This window comes from Paraburkholderia sacchari (assembly GCF_000785435.2).
GTDB classification, from domain to species: domain Bacteria; phylum Pseudomonadota; class Gammaproteobacteria; order Burkholderiales; family Burkholderiaceae; genus Paraburkholderia; species Paraburkholderia sacchari.
In genome coordinates this window covers 102800-121034 of sequence record NZ_JTDB02000001.1, presented here as the reverse complement: position 1 = coordinate 121034, position 18235 = coordinate 102800, and the positions used below count along the sequence as shown (strand labels likewise).

Genomic DNA, 18235 nt, shown 5'->3' with positions numbered 1-18235 from the left:
TTCCTGATCCTCCATCGTGCCTGTTCCTGAACATTTCAGCCTGCGTGGCGGAAAGCCATGATCTGCATCAACTCACCCAGCACCAACCCGCGGTGTGATATCGGCGTGGGCTGCGAACGCGCTACTCAGCGTGTCATGGAAGACGCCCGATCTTCGGACGAATGAACTCCCAACGTGGGGCCGCCGATGACGTGCTCGCAGTCCGTGGCGCATCTGACCCGGCCCGCCGTTCGCGTCTGTGACTTGGTCGACCAGCCGGCGAAACCTTGCACGCGCCGCCCTCGATCAACGCCAGCGATTCACGCGTTGCCTGGGTTTGCCTGAATGGCAGTGCGGAGGAGCAATGCAGATCTATCGTGTCGATGAGCCTCGGCTCGGAGCATTGCGGGTGCGCGAATGGCGGCGCCGCGCCCGCCGCGCGCTTGCTTTGCTGCTTCTACTGCTGCTGATCGTGGTCACGGGGCTGACGCTGCTCGACAATTCGAAAGCGCCGCCGCCAACCAAAGTGTTCCATGCGCTGTGGGACGGCGTGAACCTCGTGACCACACTTGGCGACTTCACCGATTTCAACGAGCACCAGAAGATTTTCATGCTCGCCGCCATGCTGGTCACGATGCTGGGCGCGGCACTGGCCATTTCGATGTTCACGGGCCTGCTTTCGGGCGACGACGTGATGGTCTATCGGGAGAACAGAGTGATGGAACGGAAGCTCACGCAACTTTCCAACCATGTCGTGGTGGTCGGTTTTCGCTCGCTCGGCGAGACGGTCGCAGAGCGCTTGCGCGCGGCAGGCGAGACCATCCTTGTACTTGCCGCCGACCAGGGGATCGCCGATCGGGCATCGGACCGAGGCTACCTCGTCCTGCTTGGCGCGCGAGATGTATTCGACGACGTGCTCCGGCGTGCGCATCTCGAGCGCGCGAAAGCGATGATCGTGACGTCGCCCGATGCGAACGACAACGTAGCCATCACATTGATGGCGCACACGCTCAATCCGTCGCTGAGGATCATCGTGCCTGGCGAGAGCGGCATGAAAAGCACGTTACTGAAGAACGCGGGCGCCTCCGAGGTGGTGATCATGGACGACCTGCTGGCGGTCGCGTTCGTCGGCAAACTCGCGTCCCGTAAGGAGGCGACCTCATGAAGACGATGGCCTCCGCCGAGGCGGCCGTTCACCGCCTTCCCCTCCTGCGGCGGCCCGGTTGCGCGGCCGGCATGGCGACGCCAAGTAGGTTGTTTCCAACGTCAGCAGCCCGCCACACGGGTCCGAGTGCTGATCGACGCCGGGAAACGCAGTAACCACTCAACCGCACCATCATCGGAGTAATGGTGCGAAGTAGAGAAATCCATTCGCTCAAGGCCTCGAGACATATCGAGGTCGCTTCCAGTCTGGATCCAGACAGGCAGTGTCTGTCGGCTTCAGATGTATTGCTGCCGCTCGAATGGCAGCAATCTTCGACCATCATATGACCGCAAGTGGCGGCGCAAGTGGCGGCGCAGCCCGACCAGCCGGAGATTCATCTGCTGCCGGACAAGCGCTCGCCGTATAGCGCCGTGGCCGGGGTGCTTGCCGCGGCCCAGCGCGAAGGCGCGACGAAGATCGGGCTCGCGGGCAACGAACAGTACGTGCAATAGCGTGCAATAGCCTGCAATCGCCACGCAGTAACCGCTGCCCACTCCGGTATTACGCAGCGAGCTTCAGCGCTTGCGAGAAGTCCGCGATCAGATCGTCGATATCTTCGATGCCCGCGGAAAGTCGCAGCATGCCGTCGGAAATACCCATCGCCTTGCGCGTTTCCGCCCCGGCTTCGAAGAAGATCGTCGGCGCAACGGGAATGATCAGCGTGCGCGTATCGGCGAGCCCGGTTGCCTTGATCGGCACCTGGAGCGCATTGACCACGTCGATCATGCGCTCCGCGTTCAGCAATTCGAACGACAGCAGCCACGACGCGCCCTTGAACAGCGCCTGCGCGATCGCATACTGAGGGTGGCTCTTCAAGCCTGGATAAAACACCTTGCCGATGGCCTCGTGCCCTTCCAGGAACTGCGCGAGCGCGAGCGCGTTGTCGCTGCTCTGCTTCACGCGCAGCGCGAGCGTTTCCGCGCCCATCGCGATCGAATGCGCCTGCTCGGACGACAACGCCGCGCCCATGTCGCGCAGGCCCTTCTTGCGGATCTGCAACAGCCCCTGCTCCTTCGAGGGCGCACGCCGGTAGTCATCGGCGATGTTCGGGTACGCGCTCCAGTCGAACAGGCCCGTATCGGTCACCGCGCCGCCAAGCGCCGCGCCGTGGCCCGCGATCGTCTTCGTCAGCGAATTGATGACGAGGCTCGCGCCCACCGCCTTCGGCTTGAACAGGGCGGGCGAGGTGATGGTGTTGTCGACGACATAGGCGAGGCCGCGTTCGCGGCATACGTCGCCGATGCCCTGGAGGTCGGGAATCTGCGTGCCCGGATTCGCGATGGTTTCGACGAACACCATGCGCGTATTGGGGCGGATCGCGTCCTTCACGTTTTTGGCGTCGCAGGCGTCGACGGTTGTGACTTCGACGCCGAGCATGCGCAAGGTGCCGAACAGGCTGTTGGTGTTGCCGAACACGTAACGGCTGGAGATCAGATGATCGCCGGCGCGCAGGAGCGTGAGGAACGTGGCCGTGATTGCCGCCATGCCGGTGCTGAAGCAGATCGTGCCGACGCCTTCTTCGAGGTTCGTGATCTTGCGTTCGAGCGCCGCCGTCGTGGGCGTGCCCTGGCGCGCGTAGTTGAAGCCGCCCTTTTTCGTGCCCTGGAACACGCCGATCAGGTCCTCGACGCGCTCGAAACCGTACTGCACGGACGTATGAATCGGCTGCCGCACGCCGCCGTGCTCGGTGCCGCCGATTCTGTCGCCGTGAACGATGCCCGTGGTGAAGCCTTGCTTGCTCATACCTTGTCCGCCTTTCTAGTCGATTACTTCCGATGGATTATTTCAGGTCGCCCATGGTGCGCGAAATCGCCAGCAGCGCTATCGATCTGAAAAATGATTGATTCTCTCATGACGGCCGCTTCGTTAGGCTGTGTGCTTCGCCAGCGCCGATATCCGGTCACGGCGCACGGGCAACACAACGAAGGAATCTCGACAATGAAAAACAGCTTCTGGGGCGCAGTGCCTGCCGCACTGTTGACGGCGCTTTTGGCCGTGGCATCGACCGCCGCGCACGCGGATCGTCTCGACGATATCAAGCGCGCCGGCGTCTTGCGCGTGGCCGCATTCGACAGCAACCCGCCTTTCGGCTTCGTCGATCCGAAGAACAATCAGATTGTCGGGCTCGACGTGGATTATGCGAACGCGGTGGCGAAGCGCCTTGGCGTGAAGCTCGAAATCCAGCCGACCAATCCCGCCAACCGGATTGCGTTTCTGAAGTCGGGCAAGGTCGACCTCGTATTCGCCAACTTTACGATTACCGACGAGCGCAAGAAGGAAGTGGATTTCAGTACGCCTTACTTTGCGTCGGGCACGCAATTCATCGCGAAGAAGAGCGTGCTGAAGTCGCCGGAGCAATTGAACAGCCTGCGCATTGGCGCCGATAAAGGCACGACCAACGAGCAGCAGGTGCGTGCGAAATTCCCGAATGCGACCATCGTGGCCTACGACGACACGCCTTTCGCGTTTGCCGCGCTGCGCACGGGCAACGTGCAGGCGATTACCCAGGACGGCCCGAAGCTGGTCGCATTGCTGGCGCGCGCGCCGGACAAGGCGAATTACGAAATTTCCGCGTTCACGATTTCGAACGACTACGAGGGCGTGGGCGTGCCGAAGGGCGAGACGCGTCTGCTCGAGGCGGTGAACGGCACGCTGACGAATCTGGAAGCGGATGGCGAAGCCGCGCGCATCTACGACAAGTGGTTCGGCCCGAAGAGCGAAGCGCCGCTGCCGCGCCTTTTCAAAATCGGCGATCCGCAAAAGAACAGCTAACTCATGCATGACTGGCTTGAACCGAAGTATTTCGCGTGGCTCGAACACGGTTTCTTCATCACGCTGATGTTGTCGGCCTGCGCGGCGTCGTGCGCGACGCCGCTGGGTTTTCTGCTGGCGGTCGCGCGTACGGCTCGCAACGGCGCGATTGCGCGTGCGGCGGCGCTTTACGTGTTCGTGTTCCGCAATTCGCCGCTGCTCGTGCAACTGCTGTTCTGGTATTTCGGCGCGGCGGTCGTGATGCCTTCAGGCTGGATGGAATGGCTCAACACGCCGCACGCGGCAACGCTTGGCGCGGTCACGCTGCACTGGCCGAGCTTCGAGTTGTTCGCGGGCTGGGTCGGGCTGACCTGCTACTCCACGGCGTTCATCGGCGAAGAATTTCTGGCGGGTCTGCGTGGCGTGCGCGCTGCGCAGTGGCACGCGGCCGAGGCACTGGGCATGAGCCGTTACGCGACGCTGCGCCATGTGATCCTGCCGCAGGCGCTGCGCATCGCCACGCCGCCGCTCGCCGGGCAATACATGAACGTGATTAAAAATTCGTCGCTGACGATGGCGATAGGCGTGGGTGAACTGTCGTATATGTCGCGACAAGTCGATACGGAAAGCTTCAGGACCTTCGAGGCATTCGGCACGGCCACGCTGTTCTATGTGCTCGCTATCGCGGTCATCGAGGTCCTGCTGCTGCTGCGGCAGCGAACCGGCCCGCGCGCATGGCAGCGAGGCCGCGCGTGAACGGATTCGAGTGGCTTCCCACGCTGCGCTATTTGCTGCTCGGGACGTTTCCCGCTGGGCCGCTCGGTGGCGTGGCGCTGACGATCGCGCTTTCGGTGGTGTCGGCGCTGCTGGCGGCGCTGATCGGTCTCGCGGGCGGCATTGCGCTCGCCATGACGCGCGGCTTCGTGCGTCTCGCTTTGACCGCCGTGGTGGGGTTCTTTCGCGCGATACCGGTGCTGATGCTGATTTTCTGGACCTTCTTCCTGATGCCTGTTTTGCTGCACATCGACGTGCCGGGCCTCGCCACGGTGGTGTGCGCGCTGGCGCTGATCGGGGGCGCGTATCTCTCGCAGTCGGTTTATGCCGGCATTGCGTCGATTGGCGAGGGGCAGCGGCAGGCCGCGCTTTCGCTCGGCTTGACGCGCTGGCAGGCGCTGCGCGAAGTGATCCTGCCGCAAGCGGTGCGGGTGATGATGCCGTCGTTCGTCAATCAGTGGGTGGCGTTGATCAAGGATACGTCGCTGGCTTATATCGTCGGCGTGCCGGAATTCACGTTCCTCGCCAATCAACTGAACAATCGTCTGCTGGTGTATCCGGCGCAGATCTTTCTGTGCGTCGGGCTGCTTTATTTGCTGCTGTGCGGTGCGCTGCAGTGGAGCGCTCATGCGCTGCTCGCGCGCCGGCGCGATCTGGCTTGAGTGGCCTTATAAAATGTTAGCAACTGGCTATCGGAGATAAAGCCGTTAATTCCTATAGTGAGGCCCTCGGCAATCAAGCATGGGCCAGGAATGACGCGGTTATCCACGATACCAACCACGCAGCGGCGGCATGGACCGGCAGGCAGGTGCGCTCATGCATGAAGCCGCCTGCCAATTCGACAATGATGCGCTGTTCGGCGCATCGACTACGCGTCTGAACACGGACGAGGCCCGTGCACTAGTGGCCGAGGCGTTCGGCGTAGAAGGCCGGGTGAGCCCGCTTAACAGTGAGCGAGACCAGAACTTCCGCGTGGATGGCGACGACGGCGCATCGTGGGTGCTCAAGATTTCGCACCCGGCCGAAGACCCTGACGTCACCGATTTCCAGACCCAGGTGCAACTGCGCCTCATGAACGCGCCCGGCGGGCTGCCCGTTCCGCATGTGCTGCCTGACCGCGCCGGGAATTACATCCACTGGCATCGCGCGCCAGGCGCGGAGCAACGCCAGGCCGTGCGCCTCAACACGTTCCTGCCCGGCGTGCCGCTCCACACGGTCGAGCGCTCGCGTGCGCAACGCCGCGCGCTCGGCAGCACGCTCGGCCAATTCGATCGGGCGCTGGTGGGCTTCACGCACGATCAGGCGAACCATCATCTGCTGTGGGACATGCAGCGTCTTGCACAACTGCGCCCGCTCATGCGCCATATCGACGGCGAGGCGCGCCGCGCGTTCGCCGGGCGCGCACTCGAGCGCTTCGAGTCGTGGACGGTGCCGCGCGTCGCGGGCCTGCGCCGCCAGGTGATACACAACGATCTCAATGCGCACAACGTGCTCGTCGATGCAGCGAATCCCGATGACGTGACCGGCATTCTCGATTTCGGCGATATGGTCGAAGCTCCGCTCGTCAACGATGTGGCGGTGGCCGCGGCCTATCAGCTTGCCGATGCGCCGAATCCGCTGACGCCGGCGCTCGATTTCATCGCCGCCTATCACGCCATCAATTCGCTGACCGATGCGGAGCAGCTGGTGCTGCCGGAACTGATCGTCGCGCGGCTGCTCGTGACCGTGCTGATCACGGGCTGGCGCGCGAAGCAGCATCCCGAGAACAGCGTTTATATCCTGCGCAATAACGCGCTCTCGTGGCAGGGGCTCGAACGTTTCGACGCGCTGGCCGAAGGCCAGGCCCAGGAGATTGTTTTCAACGCGCTCAAGCGGTCGAACGGGAGCATTCATGAGTAAAGACCAGGCCATGCTCAACGCCTTCAATCCCGATACGTCGCACGCGTTGAGCGATCACGGACGCGCGCTCGTCGAAAAGCGCACGCGCCTGCTCGGTCCCGCGTACCGCCTCTTCTATGAGGAGCCGCTGCATATCGTGCGCGGCGAGGGCGTGTGGCTCTACGACGAAGCGGGGCGCGCCTATCTGGACGCCTATAACAACGTTGCGTCGGTTGGTCATTGCCGTCCCGAGGTCGTTGCAGCGATCGCGCATCAGGCAGGCGTGCTCAATACGCATACGCGCTATCTCAACGAAGGAATCCTGAACTATGCGGAGCGGCTGCTCGCGACGTTTCCGCGCGAACTCTCGCAGGTGATGTTCGCGTGCACGGGCAGCGAAGCCAATGACCTCGCGCTGCGCGTCGCAAGGCGATATACGGGCGGCACCGGCATCATCGTGACCGAGCTGGCCTATCACGGCGTGACGGCCACGGTCGCGGAGATGTCGCCGTCGCTGGGCAGCGCCGTGCCGCTCGGGTCTCACGTGCGCACGGTGTTGCCACCCGACGGCTATCGCCGCGGGTGCGACGGTGAGGCCGACATCGGCGCGGCGTTCGCGCGCGACGTGCAGCGCGCGATCGACGACATGCTTCGGCACGGCGACAAACCCGCTGCGCTGATCGTCGATACGGTGTTCTCCAGCGATGGCGTGTTCACCGATCCGCCGGGCTTCCTGCGCGAAGCCGTCGAGATCGCGCGCCGCGCAGGCGCGCTCCCCGTCGCCGCGGTTCAGCTTCTGGGTGAGCATGTCGGTGAGGAGGACGGCGGGCATGAAGTGGTCTCATCGATCAGCGGCGGATGGCTATACAGCCTATAGCCATCCATTGCTATAGTCAAAGCAAAGTGGCGGTCGAAGCAGGTTGCGATGTTTGAGATCGTTGTGTTCACCACCACACGAAAAGAATGACCAGAAGAACGACCCGACAACTACACATAAAGGACCTGTCATGAATCGAGCATGCTTCACGCCGCGCCGGAGCGCGCTGGCGCTGATCCAGGCCGTTTGCGGCGCATCCGCGTCGGCAGGCGAACTGACTGTGGTGAACTTTGGCGGCGCAAACGGGGATGCGCAGAAGGCCGCCTTCAACCAGCCCTTTGAAAAAGACACCGGCACCAAGGTGACGGCGGTCGAGTACAACGGCGAGCAGGCCAAGATCAAGGCGATGGTCGACGCGAAGCATGTGGACTGGGACGTCGTCGATGTTGAATCGGGCGACGTCGGCCGCGGCTGCGACGACGGCCTGTATGAAAAGCTCGACTGGTCGAAGATCGCGAAGAAAGGCGATTTGATTCCCGAGGCGTATCAGCCGTGCGGCGCCGGCATCTTCGTGTGGTCCACCGCGCTCGCCTACAACGCGGACAAACTCAAGACCGCGCCCGCGGGCTGGGTGGACTTCTGGGACGTGAAGAAATTCCCGGGCAAGCGCGCCATGCGCAAAGGCGCGCGCTACAACCTCGAATTCGCGCTGATGGCCGACGGCGTGGCGCCCAAGGACGTCTACAAGGTGCTGGCCACGAAGGCGGGCCAGGATCGCGCGTTCAAGAAGCTCGACCAACTGAAGCCCAATATCCAGTGGTGGGAAGCGGGCGCGCAGCCGCCGCAATTCCTCGTGGCGGGCGATGTCGTGATGTCGACGGCGTTTAGCGGGCGCATCGATGCCGCGCAGCGCGAGGGCAAGAATCTCAAGGTCGTGTGGAACGGCAGCATTTACGACCTCGATTACTGGGCGATTCCGAAAGGCGTGAAGGACAAGGCGCTGGCGGAGCAGTTCATTGCTTACTCGCTCACGGCGAAACCCCAGACCGTGTACGCCCACCATATCGCCTACGGCCCGGTGAATCGCGCCGCGACGAGGGAACTGGAGCCGAAGATCCTCGCGAATCTGCCTAACTCGCCCAAGAACGGCAAGAACGCCGTGCTTCAGGACATCGCGTTCTGGACCGATCACGGCGACGAGCTCGAGCAGCGCTTCGCTGCGTGGGCTTCGAAGTAAGCTTAACCTGGCATTACCGCTGCGGCGCAGTTTCCGTCCACGCATGGACGGTTACCGCGCAGCGGCGGCGTAGCAACATGGCGGCGCGCGATGGCGGCGCGGTTCCGGGGCGAACCGTTTGCCAACTTTCCGCCAATGATCTTCTTCGTATCGATGGCCTCACGGCTCGCGCGCACGGTACGGCACCCGACGTGGTGACGGCGCCGCCGCACATGGGGAGATCATGAATCACACTTTCGTTGAAGCCGAATTACGGCACCTGGAGACGGTTTTCCGCTTGCAGCAGGTAACGCGGGTATTGCCGCTTGAATGGTGGCTCGCGCGAATTCAGCAAGTGAGCGCGTCCGCCATCATTGAGGATCACGTGCGCCGCGTGAAGCGGCTCGAGGAAGCGCTGCGCGTGATCGAGCGGGAAGAGGCGCTCACGCGTTGATTCAGGCCCTTCAAGCCCAGACCTTTCCGCTATCCCCCGCCACGCCCTGAAAGCGGCATCGGGAATTATTTCTGGCTTTTCAGGTAAGCCCGGCCGGCTGCCGTAATCGAAACACCTGAACGCCCGCCCGACGGGAAGGTAATGAAGCCGGCGCTGATCAATTCCCGCGAGACCGACCAGCCGAGCGCTGGCGCGTCTCTCCCATAGCGAACTTCAGAGAGGCGTTCCAGTGCCCATGCCGCGGACGCCGATACGGACGCGGAAGCGGGCTGGGGATCGGTCATATCGCAGTCGCTCATTGTTTTTCCCAAGGTCGGAGAGTGCCGTGGCGGCGCCGGGGCGATGTCGCCTTCGAAGCGCCGCCGCGCCACGTCGAGTCGCGGATCGTGCCGGATCCTTCCGCTCGTGGGGCCGATGAAAGGCGGCAGCCATGCGATTATAATCTATGGATAATGAAATGTGCATTGCATTATAATGTTACGGACGCCATCAGGCACCATCAGGCACCATCAGGCACCCGGGCGGATGCCGGCAGTTTCATGCGCGTATTTGACTACCAGGGTATATCGAGAATGGACGGCGACCAGACATCGAGTGATGCATGCCTCGAATTCCTTTCAACGCCGTTGAGCGACAGGCGGCCGTTTGTGCTGGAAACGCAGCACGCGATTTCGTTGCACTTCGATCACCTGGCCACCCAGAGCTGCATGTCGCTGCGGGCGCCGGACCGGCTCACGCTCGGCTACACGCGCACCATGATGGGCTTCCTGCTGCTGAAGCCCGACTCCCAGCGCATCTGCATGATCGGGCTGGGTGGGGGATCGTTGGCGAAGTACTGCTATCGGCACTTGTCTGCCGCCGATATCACCGTGGTCGAGATCAATCCCGAAGTCATATCGCTGCGCGACGTCTTCAGGATTCCGGCAGACGATGCGCGCTTCAGGGTGGTGTGCGCCGATGGCGCGGACTACGTCAGGAACGGGGGCGTTGCGAAGGACGTCATTCTGGTGGACGCATACATGGCTGGGGGAATTTCGAGCCAGTGCGCGGATATCGCGTTCTTCTCCGCGTGTCGCGAACGTCTGGCGGATAGCGGTGTTCTTGTCATCAACTTTACCGACGATGAACCGGCGCTGGCCATTTACGTCGATCTGATGAAGGCCGTGTTCGGTACCTCGTATGCGGTGGTTCGATGCGCGGACGACAGCAATTTTGTCGTTTTTGCATGGAAAAGCCGCTATCGCTTACCGTCCGTGCGCGTCCTGCTGGATCGCGCCATTTCATACGCGTGGGCGGATGACCTGAAGCTGTCCTCCATTGCCCGGCGCCTGAAACGCGGAGAGGACCTGGATTCCGGGCGATTGATCTGGCAGACACATGGCCACGCGCACTGGGAACTCGACGTTTGAGCCGCTCGCAATGATTGAGTGAAGATTCGATGCCTGCGCAGTACTTTCGAAGCCTGACGGGAAAACACCGCAGTGCGGCCGCGAACCGCCAACTCGGGTTTTCGCTCGCGTTCGTTGCTGGCGCAACCAATGCCGGCGGGTACCTTGCGGTCAAGCAGTACACCTCGCACATGAGCGGCATCGTGTCGGCGATCGCGGACCAGGCGGCGCTTGGCGACATCCGGCTCGTGCTCGCCGGTATTGGTGCACTGGCTTCGTTTCTTCTTGGGGCGGCGTGTTCGGCGGTGCTCGTCAACTGGGGGCGGCGGCGCGGTCTGCAAAGCCAGTACGTCCTTCCGCTACTGGTCGAAGCCGCGCTGCTGCTCCTGTTCGGCCTGCTCGGCAGTCATCTCGCGCTATGGGAAGCGTTTTTTGTTCCCGTAACGGTCATTCTGCTGTGCTTCATCATGGGCTTGCAGAACGCGATGATCACCAAGCTGTCGGGCGCGGAGATTCGCACGACGCACATGACGGGCATCGTTACCGACCTCGGTATCGAACTGGGCAAGCTGTTTTACTGGAACCGGTCGACGGCCGCCGCGGATGCCCATGCGGTCATCGCCAATCGCATGAAGCTGCGCATTCACGGCGCGATGCTCGCGTCGTTCTTCGTGGGCGGCCTGACCGGCGCCATCGGCTTCAAGCATGTGGGCTACGTATCGACCGTGCCGCTCGCCGGCGCGCTTGTCGCACTCACGGTTGTGCCGCTTGTCGACGACGCGCTGGCCTGGTTTTATCGGCTCGATCAATAGCCCGGCATCGCTATCAAACAAGCCCCGTTGCGTAATAAACCGCGATCACGAAAAACACAGCCATCGTCTTGATGACCGTGACCGCGAAAATGTCGCGATACGATTCGCGGTGCGTGAGCCCTGTCACTGCGAGCAGCGTGATCACCGCGCCATTGTGCGGCAGTGTGTCCATGCCGCCGCTGGCCATCGCCACCACGCGATGCAGCACGTCGAGTGGAATATTCGCGGCCTGCGCGCCCTTGATGAAGAGATCGGACATGGCTGCGAGCGCGATGCTCATGCCGCCCGAAGCCGAGCCGGTAATGCCGGCCAGCGAGCTCACCGAGACGGCAGCGTTCACGAGCGGATTAGGAATGCTCTTGAGCGCGTCGCTCACCACGATGAAGCCGGGCAGCGCCGCGATCACGCCGCCGAAGCCATACTCCGAAGCCGTATTGAGCGAAGCGAGCAGCGCGCCCGCGACCGCGGCCTTCGTCCCGTTGGCGAAACGCTCCTTCACGCGCGGGAACGCTGTGATGACAACGAACGCGATGCCGAGCAGCAGCGCGCCCTCGACCGACCAGATGCCCACCAGTTGCTTGACCGTCGTGGTTACGGGGGCGTGAATGCCGGGCAGCATGTCGGACGTGATCGTGTAGGTGTCGCCGTACCAGCCCGGAATCCAGCGCGTCAGAAAGAAGTTCGACACGCCCACGAGCACGAGCGGCGTGATCGCGAGCAGCGGGTTGGGCAGATGATCGGTCTGCACGCGGTCGGGCTCGTTCACGAGCGAGGTGCCGTAGCCTTCGCCCTTCGCCATCGCGCTGCGGCGGCGCCATTCCAGGTACGCGAGACCCACCACGATGATGAACAGCGAGCCGATGATGCCGAGCCAGGGCGCGGCCCACGCCGTGGTCTTGAAGAACGTGGTGGGGATGATGTTCTGGATCTGCGGCGTGCCGGGCAGCGAGTCCATCGTGAACGAGAACGCGCCCAGCGCGATGGCGCCTGGCATGAGGCGCTTGGGAATGTCGCTCTGGCGATAGAGCTCGGCGGCGAACGGGTACACCGCGAACACCACCACGAACAGCGATACGCCGCCGTAGGTGAGCAGCGCGCACACGGCCACGATCACGGCGTTCGCGCGCGAGCGGCCGATATAGCGAATCGCTGCGTGTACGATTGCCTCGGAGTAGCCTGATAGCTCGATCACCTTGCCGAACACCGCGCCCAGCAGGAACACGGGGAAGTAAAGCTTCACGAAGCCCACCATCTTCTCCATGAAGATGCCTGAGAACACGGGGGCGACGGCGGAGGAATCGGTGAACAGGACCGCGCCGAGGGCCGCCACCGGTGCGAAGAGGATCACGCTGTAGCCGCGGTAGGCGGCGAGCATGAGAAAGGCGAGGGCGGCTAGAACGATAACAAACGACATGACGTCTCCTGTGATCCATGCTTCGCGGTCGATCGCAGCCCATGTTTTACTGCGTTTTTATTGCATGGGCGGGTGCATGGTGCGTCGCAGCGATTGTACCGAAACACCCCGGTACGGCCTGGCAGACTGCGCGGTCCTGGTTTGACGCGAGCAGGGGTTCATCGCACGCGAGACCCGGAAGGAGATGAAGATGCGGGAAATCGAGGCAAGGCGGAAAGGGCGGCCACGCGATCGCGCGCAACGCAACGCATGGCCGGCCGCGTTCGCCGTGGTTATCGCGCAGATCGTTGCGCCGGCAATTGCGGCATCCGGCGAGGCATCCGGAGCGGCACACAGCGCGGTCACCGCAAGCGGAGCGAGCGCGCTGACCATCGATCCCGGCGAAATCCGGAACTGGTACAACGATCCGTTCTTCGCGCTTTCGAGTGCGCCTGGCGCGTGCCCGCAGCCGCTCGGCCCGCGCATGACGAAGGCCGAAGCCGACGACGACGCCCACTACCGCGTGGAGCGCGGCACCACCTGCTGGCTCGCGCACAAGTGCACGAAGCCGAATTCCTATCTCTACGATGCGGATATCGCCGCGGCGATTCGCGAGAAGTTCAAGGGCGCCGCGTCGCTCGATGGCACGAGCGTGTGGATCACGGTGCAGCGGCGTTTCGTCTACGCCGAAGGCTGCGCTCCGGCGGCCTTCGACCGGGCGGCGCTGGAGCGCGGCCTCGCGGCGATTCCCGACGTCGAGCAGGTGTTCGTGCGCCTGCGCGCCGATCCGCACGCGCGGCCTCCCTACAAGACCTTGCCACCGGCGCGGTGACACTTCGACCAGTCCGCGCGCCGCTCACGCGCCGTCCGGCATGGCACAATCGCAACGTCGAAAAACTAGAAGGCCTTCGGGGTATCCCATGATTCGTTCCGGTTCGTTGTTGTCCCGCGTTTGCAGGCTGTCGTCCACGGCGGGTGTCTGCGCATTGCTCGCTGCGCTGTCGGCGTGCAGCAGCGGTCCGCCGCTGTTCCTCTCGGATGGCCGTCCGACGATTCCGGTGCAGTGCGCCGCCGCGGGCGACCACGATTCGTGCAACCAGCAGGCTCGCCAGCGCTGCGGGGGCGCCAGCTACGACACCGTCGATACGTCCAGAAGCGGCGACATGTACACCCTCGTATTCGCTTGCATGGCGAAGTAACGGGCACTCGCGTTGCGCGCCGCCTCCGGGCGGTTTCAAGGATCTTCAGTCGCCCCAAGTGCCGCCCTCGAGCGGCCGTCCGCGTCGCCGCCGCGGCAGCGCGCGGGCAGGTTCATCAGCAGGCGCAGCAGGTCGGGCTGGCGCCGCGTGGCGGTCTTCAGGAAGATCGACTGTAGTTGCTTGCGCACCGTGTCGTACTGAACGTTCACCTGCGCGGCGATTTCCTTCGGCGTGAGCCCGTCCACCAGCAGATGCACGATCCGGCACTCGGCGGGCGAGAGCTCGAAGGCCGAGGCCAGCACCTGTTCGTCCACCTCCGGCGCCGAGCGCGGATGGTAGAACATGAGCGCCGCCATCGCGCGCATTCCAGTCATCTCGCCGGCCGTCACCACGTTGTAGAACGCATAGAGCACGTCCGGGCCGCCCCGCAGCGGTGCGGCGCGGCTGCGCTCGCCGTCCGCCGCACCGGCCGCGTCCACGATGCGCAACGCGCGAAAGCGCGCCGCCGCGGCCCGCGCGCCGCTCGCGCGGCTTTTCAGCCGCGCCTCGCTGATCGCGACGTCCTCCAGAAAGCGCGCCTGATAAGGCGCAGCGAACGCCAGCCGCTTGCCGCGCACGCGCACGAGCGAGGTGGCGCGCAGCAGCCGTTGCGCGGCTTCGTTGCTGTGCAGGACTTCGCCGCTCACGCTCACGAGCATTGCGGGCGGGCGTGCGTTACTGGTGAGCGCGTCGGCGTCGGGCAGCAGCCGGCGCACGCTCAGGTGCAGCGCGCGCACCAGATGCGGCGCCAGCCGCTCGAGCAGCGCGCGCTCGGCTGCCGGCAGCGCGACGTCCTGCGCGCTGCCCCGGCAGGCGATCATGGCCGTGAGCGCGCCGCTGTCGATCAGCTTGCAAAGGGAAACGAAGCCCCCGCCGGCCGCGAACAGGTCAGGCTCGAAAACCGGGAGGCCATCGCCAGTGTTGGGAGCCGAACCGCGGTGGGACCCGCAGTGCAGCCACTTTCCAGGCGGGAACGCGCGCAGCCATTCGAGGCGGGCATCGTCGCGATAAAGCGGGCGGATGAGTTCGAGCGGCTCCGTTTCCCGCACGCTAAAACCTTCGGCGCATGAAAAGAGTTCGTGCTGACGATCGAATACGCAAAGGTGAACCGAGGCCACGCCAATCGATTTTCTGAATTGCGCGCAAAAATCCTTCCATTCAGAAGGGTGCTCGATTGTTGCGTAAATCGCATGCAGCAGACGGTCGTGCTGAAAATCGCTCGAATTCACACCGTTCTCGTTATCGAAATCCTGGACGGCTCGCTGCCGCGAAAAATGCGGTGCGCATACTCCCTGCACAAATGAGGAATATACAGGCGCGATTGCCGCCGTTAATCTTCGAATCTTTCGATGGCTTACAGCCTTTAATGTGGATGAGGCGTCCGTTGTCTTCCGTGCGGTAGCCAACCGATGGGGCGCCCTGCCGATCTTATTCTCCGATGGTAAGACGCGTTGAAATCGCTGCGCCGTGAAAAGGCAGCGTCTGAAATGCGGCGCTAAAAAGAATAATTGAGGCAGAAAAATGAACGTGACGGCTTGCGATTAGAACGGCGGCATTGATGTAATGCAGCGGACCAGGCGCGTTTCGTTATTGGATATTGCGTACGCGGACGCCATGGCAGCGGCGTCTTTCAGAAGATGAGGTATTCCGGGGGGATCATGAATCATCATCAACTTGAAAACGACATCGAGCATCTCGAACAGGTCATCACGCGGCTTTCAGGCAACGATCGTATTCCGCTTTCCTACTGGCGCAACCGCATCGAATCGGTGTCGAACGAGAATCTGGTGCCGTCGCAGGCGCTGCGCGTGAAGCGCCTGGCGCAGGCATTGTTCGAGTTGGAGATGCGCGTAAAAGAGAGTTCGTCGCACGAAACGGTTCGCTAGGCCGATTTGTCGCCATTATGTGGCGCGGGTGTAAAGAATCGCAATAAATTGGCTCATGCCGACGAAAAAAGCCGGTAATTCGGCACTCTTTGACGCCGGAACGGTCACAATACGCTTGTGTGACTGAACTGGAGATCATTGTTCATGGCGAGCTACAAGCAACTGACTGCCCAACTCGAAAAGCTGCACAAGGAAGTCGCGGCCGCGCGCGAAAAGGAAGTTGAGCAGGCGATTGCCGATATCAAGGCAAAGATCGCGGAATACGACATCACAGCGGAAGAACTCGGTTTCTCGAGCCAGCGTCCTGCGAGCGCGCGCAAGAAGCCGCTGCCCGCGCGCTACAAGAACCCGAAGACCGGCGAGACCTGGAGCGGCCGTGGCCGCGCGCCCGGCTGGCTGGCTGGCGTAAAGAACCGCGACCGTTTTCTGATCAGCGAGTAAAACGGGGTTCAAGCAATGGGGTTCGAGCAGCGTCCAGGGCCGCCCCCGTAAAGCCTCACCTTTGCGCGGCGCACCGCCAGTCTGCTGTGCGCTCGCGCGGCGCCATCCCTCAAGGCGCTCCCGGCCACTCCCGTAAAATCTCACCTCAGGCGCGCCGCTGGCCGTGCTCCAGCGGGCGTGTCCGGTTCGCGTGCGTGGCGATCTCGCCGCTTGCCGCCGTTAACTTTAGTCGTGCGCGGTAATGCCGTGTATCATTCGTCCCCGGCGCCTTCCGCCGCGCACACCGGTTGGCCACACACGCAACTCCCGCCGCGCGGCTGGTTGCCCGATTTCATCAGCGATACCCCTCCATCCATGTCAGTAGCCGAACTCAGACGCCGCCGCACGTTCGCGGTCATTTCTCACCCGGACGCGGGCAAGACCACGCTCACCGAAAAGCTTCTGCTGTTCTCGGGCGCGATCCAGATCGCCGGTACCGTGAAGGGCAAGAAGAGCGGCCGTTTCGCGACGTCCGACTGGATGGAGATCGAAAAGCAGCGCGGCATTTCGGTCGCGAGCTCGGTCATGCAGTTCGAGTACGGCGACGCGGTCATCAATCTGCTCGACACGCCGGGCCACGAGGACTTCTCGGAAGACACCTACCGCGTGCTCACGGCGGTGGACGCGGCCGTGATGGTGATCGACGGCGCGAACGGCGTGGAAGCGCAAACGCTCAAGCTGCTCGAAGTCTGCCGCAGCCGCAAGACGCCGATTCTCACGTTCATCAACAAGCTCGACCGCGAAGTGCGCGAGCCGCTCGACCTGCTCGACGAAATCGAGCAGCACCTCGGCGTGTCCGCAGTGCCGTTCACCTGGCCCATCGGCATGGGCAAGGAATTTCAGGGCGTGTACGACATCCAGCGCGACCAGGTGCGGGTGTTCCGCGCGGGCGAGCAATCGCTGGGCGGCGCAGTGGAGACGCTGCAGAACATCGGCGACGAAGAAGGCGAGGCGCGCTTCGGTTACCACTGGAAGCGCACCAAGGAAGAAGTCGAGCTGATCACGGGCGCGACGCCCACCTTCGATCGCGACGCCTTCCTCGCGGGCGAGCAGTCGCCAGTGCTGTTCGGCTCGGCGATCAACAACTTCGGCGTGAAGGAGATTCTCGACGCGCTCGTCGATCTCGCGCCGCCGCCCTCGCCGCGCATGGCGGTGCAGCGCCCGGTGTCGCCCGAGGAACCCAAGTTCACGGGCGTGGTGTTCAAGGTGCAGGCCAACATGGACCTCGCGCACCGCGACCGCGTGGCGTTCATCCGCGTGTGCTCGGGGCGTTTCGAGCGCGGCATGCAGCTCAAGGTCACGCGCAACAACAAGACCTTCCGCGCGAACAACGTGGTGAGCTTTCTCTCGCAGCGCCGCGAGACCGTGGCCGAGGCCTACCCTGGCGACATCATCGGCATTCCTAATCACGGCACGCTGAGCCTCGGCGACACGCTCACCGAAGGCGAAGACCTGCAGTTCACGGGCCTGCCGTTCTTCGCGCCGGAAATTTTCCAGACCATCGAAGTGGTCGACCCGATGCGCGCGAAGCAACTGGGCGAAGCGCTCAAGCAGCTCGGCGAAGAGGGCGCGATCCAGGTGTTCCGTCCGCTGCACGGCGGCGCAACGATCCTGGGCGCCGTGGGCCAGCTGCAGTTCGAAGTGGTCTCGCATCGCCTTTCGGCGGAATACAAGGTGGACGTGCGCATCATGCCCGCGCGCTACCGCCTCTCGCGCTGGGTCACCTGCGACGACGCCAACGAGCTGCGCCGCTTCACCGATTCGTACGAGGCGCGCATGGCCTATGACGCATCGAACGCGCCCACCTATCTGGCTTCGCACGTCTCCGAAATCGAAGTCGCGCAAAAGGCGTGGCCGAAGATCGTGTTCAACGAGTTGCGCGAGCATTCGGGCGCGCCGTTCCGCAAGAACCTGTAAGTCTTGCCGTGGCCTCTCGCGGCCATGGATGCATCCCGGGCGGGCCGC

18 protein-coding genes and 2 pseudogenes are annotated in these 18235 nt (G+C 63.3%); 16 read left to right on the top strand and 4 right to left on the bottom strand.

Annotated features, from left to right (window positions below; all coding sequences use genetic code 11):
- The first annotated feature begins 238 nt into the window (after positions 1–238).
- Together NH14_RS00500 and NH14_RS00495 are read left to right on the top strand one after the other, a co-directional pair.
- Positions 239–1144: an NAD-binding protein gene (locus NH14_RS00500; protein WP_244143466.1), complete on the top strand. Its 906-nt coding sequence runs from the start codon at positions 239–241 to the stop codon at positions 1142–1144.
- A gap of 338 nt (positions 1145–1482) precedes the next feature.
- A pseudogene (locus NH14_RS00495) lies at positions 1483–1635 on the top strand (ExbD/TolR family protein); the annotation flags it as partial.
- A 49-nt stretch (positions 1636–1684) separates the two neighbouring features.
- On the opposite strand, the gene NH14_RS00490 reads toward NH14_RS00495, so the two are convergent.
- On the bottom strand, positions 1685–2926 hold the full coding sequence (locus NH14_RS00490; RefSeq protein WP_035530126.1) for a cystathionine gamma-synthase family protein: 1242 nt from the start codon (positions 2924–2926) through the stop codon (positions 1685–1687).
- Positions 2927–3121: 195 nt separating this feature from the next.
- On the opposite strand from NH14_RS00490, the gene NH14_RS00485 reads away from it, so the two are divergent.
- The 7 genes and pseudogenes from NH14_RS00485 to NH14_RS00455 all read left to right on the top strand — a co-directional run bounded on the left by NH14_RS00485 (position 3122) and on the right by NH14_RS00455 (position 9073).
- The gene (locus NH14_RS00485; protein WP_035530128.1) at positions 3122–3955 is read left to right on the top strand and encodes an ABC transporter substrate-binding protein; all 834 of its coding nucleotides are present in this window, start codon (positions 3122–3124) and stop codon (positions 3953–3955) included.
- Positions 3956–3958: 3 nt separating this feature from the next.
- Entirely contained in the window at positions 3959–4690 is a 732-nt protein-coding gene (locus NH14_RS00480; protein ID WP_035530131.1) for an amino acid ABC transporter permease, read from the top strand.
- Positions 4687–5370 carry an amino acid ABC transporter permease gene (locus NH14_RS00475; RefSeq protein ID WP_052148281.1) on the top strand — a complete coding sequence of 228 codons (684 nt, stop codon included), beginning with the start codon at positions 4687–4689 and terminating at the stop codon, positions 5368–5370. Before NH14_RS00480 ends, NH14_RS00475 begins: the two co-directional genes overlap by 4 nt.
- A gap of 154 nt (positions 5371–5524) precedes the next feature.
- Complete coding sequence (locus NH14_RS00470) at positions 5525–6607, top strand: phosphotransferase (protein WP_035530290.1); 1083 nt, start codon at positions 5525–5527, stop codon at positions 6605–6607.
- Positions 6600–7370, top strand: a pseudogene (locus NH14_RS00465) (aminotransferase class III-fold pyridoxal phosphate-dependent enzyme); the annotation flags it as partial. The gene NH14_RS00470 and the pseudogene NH14_RS00465, both read left to right, overlap by 8 nt.
- Positions 7371–7593: 223 nt before the next feature.
- Positions 7594–8640, top strand: a complete 1047-nt coding sequence (locus NH14_RS00460) for an ABC transporter substrate-binding protein (RefSeq protein ID WP_035530133.1) — start codon at positions 7594–7596, stop codon at positions 8638–8640.
- 223 nt (positions 8641–8863) lie between these two features.
- Positions 8864–9073, top strand: coding sequence for a hypothetical protein (locus tag NH14_RS00455; RefSeq protein ID WP_152617209.1), 210 nt, complete (start codon positions 8864–8866; stop codon positions 9071–9073).
- Positions 9074–9138: 65 nt separating this feature from the next.
- Here the strand turns inward: NH14_RS00455 and NH14_RS00450 are convergent, their stop codons facing one another.
- Entirely contained in the window at positions 9139–9357 is a 219-nt protein-coding gene (locus NH14_RS00450) for a hypothetical protein (RefSeq protein WP_407947110.1), read from the bottom strand.
- A 288-nt stretch (positions 9358–9645) separates the two neighbouring features.
- On the opposite strand from NH14_RS00450, the gene NH14_RS00445 reads away from it, so the two are divergent.
- The gene (locus NH14_RS00445; protein WP_035530294.1) at positions 9646–10482 is read left to right on the top strand and encodes a fused MFS/spermidine synthase; all 837 of its coding nucleotides are present in this window, start codon (positions 9646–9648) and stop codon (positions 10480–10482) included.
- A gap of 29 nt (positions 10483–10511) precedes the next feature.
- Positions 10512–11273 (top strand): YoaK family protein, encoded by a 762-nt coding sequence (locus NH14_RS00440; RefSeq protein WP_035530135.1) that lies wholly within the window; start codon positions 10512–10514, stop codon positions 11271–11273.
- 13 nt (positions 11274–11286) lie between these two features.
- Here NH14_RS00440 and NH14_RS00435 read toward each other — a convergent pair whose 3' ends face one another.
- Complete coding sequence (locus NH14_RS00435) at positions 11287–12687, bottom strand: GntP family permease (protein ID WP_035530137.1); 1401 nt, start codon at positions 12685–12687, stop codon at positions 11287–11289.
- Between the two features lie 190 nt (positions 12688–12877).
- On the opposite strand from NH14_RS00435, the gene NH14_RS00430 reads away from it, so the two are divergent.
- The gene (locus tag NH14_RS00430) at positions 12878–13498 is read left to right on the top strand and encodes a BON domain-containing protein (protein WP_237179489.1); all 621 of its coding nucleotides are present in this window, start codon (positions 12878–12880) and stop codon (positions 13496–13498) included.
- 88 nt (positions 13499–13586) lie between these two features.
- A complete protein-coding gene (locus NH14_RS00425; RefSeq protein ID WP_035530139.1) occupies positions 13587–13865 on the top strand; it encodes a hypothetical protein in 279 nt (92 codons plus the stop codon).
- Positions 13866–13900: 35 nt separating this feature from the next.
- Here the strand turns inward: NH14_RS00425 and NH14_RS33975 are convergent, their stop codons facing one another.
- Positions 13901–15133 (bottom strand): helix-turn-helix transcriptional regulator, encoded by a 1233-nt coding sequence (locus tag NH14_RS33975; protein ID WP_035530141.1) that lies wholly within the window; start codon positions 15131–15133, stop codon positions 13901–13903.
- Positions 15134–15562: 429 nt separating this feature from the next.
- Between NH14_RS33975 and NH14_RS00415 the strand changes: the two genes are divergently transcribed.
- From NH14_RS00415 to NH14_RS00405, 3 genes are all read left to right on the top strand, one after another.
- Positions 15563–15790, top strand: coding sequence for a hypothetical protein (locus NH14_RS00415; protein ID WP_035530143.1), 228 nt, complete (start codon positions 15563–15565; stop codon positions 15788–15790).
- Positions 15791–15934: 144 nt separating this feature from the next.
- On the top strand, positions 15935–16231 hold the full coding sequence (locus NH14_RS00410; RefSeq protein WP_035530145.1) for an H-NS histone family protein: 297 nt from the start codon (positions 15935–15937) through the stop codon (positions 16229–16231).
- Between the two features lie 354 nt (positions 16232–16585).
- Positions 16586–18187 (top strand): peptide chain release factor 3, encoded by a 1602-nt coding sequence (locus tag NH14_RS00405; protein WP_035530147.1) that lies wholly within the window; start codon positions 16586–16588, stop codon positions 18185–18187.
- Positions 18188–18235 lie beyond the last annotated feature (48 nt).

What these genes read in the sequence shown, in the direction of transcription:
- NH14_RS00490 (WP_035530126.1), bottom strand. Translation starts at nt 2,926, where the DNA reads ATGAGCAAGCAAGGCTTCACCACGGGCATCGTTCACGGCGACAGAATC.
- NH14_RS00485 (WP_035530128.1), top strand. Translation starts at nt 3,122, where the DNA reads ATGAAAAACAGCTTCTGGGGCGCAGTGCCTGCCGCACTGTTGACGGCG.
- NH14_RS00480 (WP_035530131.1), top strand. Translation starts at nt 3,959, where the DNA reads ATGCATGACTGGCTTGAACCGAAGTATTTCGCGTGGCTCGAACACGGT.
- NH14_RS00470 (WP_035530290.1), top strand. Translation starts at nt 5,525, where the DNA reads ATGCATGAAGCCGCCTGCCAATTCGACAATGATGCGCTGTTCGGCGCA.
- NH14_RS00460 (WP_035530133.1), top strand. Translation starts at nt 7,594, where the DNA reads ATGAATCGAGCATGCTTCACGCCGCGCCGGAGCGCGCTGGCGCTGATC.
- NH14_RS00455 (WP_152617209.1), top strand. Translation starts at nt 8,864, where the DNA reads ATGAATCACACTTTCGTTGAAGCCGAATTACGGCACCTGGAGACGGTT.
- NH14_RS00450 (WP_407947110.1), bottom strand. Translation starts at nt 9,357, where the DNA reads ATGACCGATCCCCAGCCCGCTTCCGCGTCCGTATCGGCGTCCGCGGCA.
- NH14_RS00445 (WP_035530294.1), top strand. Translation starts at nt 9,646, where the DNA reads ATGGACGGCGACCAGACATCGAGTGATGCATGCCTCGAATTCCTTTCA.
- NH14_RS00440 (WP_035530135.1), top strand. Translation starts at nt 10,512, where the DNA reads ATGCCTGCGCAGTACTTTCGAAGCCTGACGGGAAAACACCGCAGTGCG.
- NH14_RS00435 (WP_035530137.1), bottom strand. Translation starts at nt 12,687, where the DNA reads ATGTCGTTTGTTATCGTTCTAGCCGCCCTCGCCTTTCTCATGCTCGCC.
- NH14_RS00430 (WP_237179489.1), top strand. Translation starts at nt 12,878, where the DNA reads ATGCGGGAAATCGAGGCAAGGCGGAAAGGGCGGCCACGCGATCGCGCG.
- NH14_RS00425 (WP_035530139.1), top strand. Translation starts at nt 13,587, where the DNA reads ATGATTCGTTCCGGTTCGTTGTTGTCCCGCGTTTGCAGGCTGTCGTCC.
- NH14_RS00415 (WP_035530143.1), top strand. Translation starts at nt 15,563, where the DNA reads ATGAATCATCATCAACTTGAAAACGACATCGAGCATCTCGAACAGGTC.
- NH14_RS00410 (WP_035530145.1), top strand. Translation starts at nt 15,935, where the DNA reads ATGGCGAGCTACAAGCAACTGACTGCCCAACTCGAAAAGCTGCACAAG.
- NH14_RS00405 (WP_035530147.1), top strand. Translation starts at nt 16,586, where the DNA reads ATGTCAGTAGCCGAACTCAGACGCCGCCGCACGTTCGCGGTCATTTCT.